Raw genomic sequence first — 1,240 nt, forward strand, 5'->3', positions numbered from 1 at the left:
CGGGAACGCGCCAGGGCTCGGAACCGTTGGCGAGGTAGCCGTCCGACAGCAGGAACACCGGCGTGCGGTAGACCAGCGCGATCCGCGCCGCCTCCAGCGCCGCACCGAAACAGTCCCCCGGCGTGCACGGCGCCACCACCGGGACAGGGGCCTCGCCGTTGCGGCCGAACATCGCCTGCAGCAGATCCGCCTGCTCCGTCTTGGTCGGCAGCCCCGTCGACGGCCCCCCGCGCTGGATGTCCACCACCAGCAGCGGCAGCTCCAGCGACACCGCCAGCCCGACCGTCTCCGACTTCAGCGCCACACCCGGCCCCGACGTCGTCGTCACCGCCAGCGACCCCCCGAACGCCGCCCCCAGCGCCGCCCCGATCCCCGCGATCTCGTCCTCCGCCTGGAACGTGCGCACCCCGAAATTCTTGTGCCGGCTCAGCTCGTGCAGGATGTCACTGGCCGGCGTGATCGGATACGAGCCCAGGAACAGCGGCAGATCCGCCTGCCGCGCCGCCGCGATCAGCCCGTAGGACAGGGCCAGATTGCCGGAGATGTTGCGGTAGGTGCCCGGCGCGAACGCCCGCCCCGCCGGCGCCACCTCGTAGGAGACCGCGAAATCCTCCGTCGTCTCCCCGAAGTTCCAGCCCGCCCGCAGCGCCCTGATGTTCGCCTCGGCGATCTGCGGCCGCTTCGCGAACTTCGCCCGCAAAAACCGCTCCGTGCCCTCGGTCGGACGGTGATACATCCACGACAGCAGACCCAGCGCGAACATGTTCCTGCTCCGCTCGGCCTCCTTGCGCGCCAGCCCCGAATCCTTCAGCGCCTCGACCGTCAGCGTCGTCAACGGCACCCCGTGCACCCGGAAGGCGTCCAGCGAACCGTCCTCGAGCGGACTGAGCGCATACCCGACCTTCTGCAGCGCCCGCTTCGTGAACCCGTCCGTGTCCACGATGATCTCCGCACCCCGCGGCAGATCACCCACATTCGCCTTCAGCGCCGCCGGGTTCATCGCCACCAGCACATCCGGCGCATCCCCCGGCGTCAGGATGTCATGATCGGCGAAATGCAGCTGGAACGACGACACCCCCGGCAAAGTCCCCGCAGGAGCCCGGATCTCCGCCGGGAAATTCGGCAGCGTCGACAGATCATTACCGAACGACGCCGTCTGGGACGTGAAACGGTCACCCGTCAACTGCATCCCGTCACCCGAGTCCCCCGCAAACCTGATGACCACCCGGTCGAGACGGCG

1 protein-coding gene is annotated in these 1,240 nt (G+C 69.4%); it reads right to left on the reverse strand.

The genetic code is table 11. The annotated features are described in order from the left end of the window. The coding region (locus ACZ6KF_RS34030) for a 2-oxoacid:acceptor oxidoreductase family protein (RefSeq protein WP_469242038.1) at positions 1-1,240 on the reverse strand (1,240 nt) is incomplete at both ends.

Source organism: Streptomyces sp. NPDC046379 (assembly GCF_055587785.1).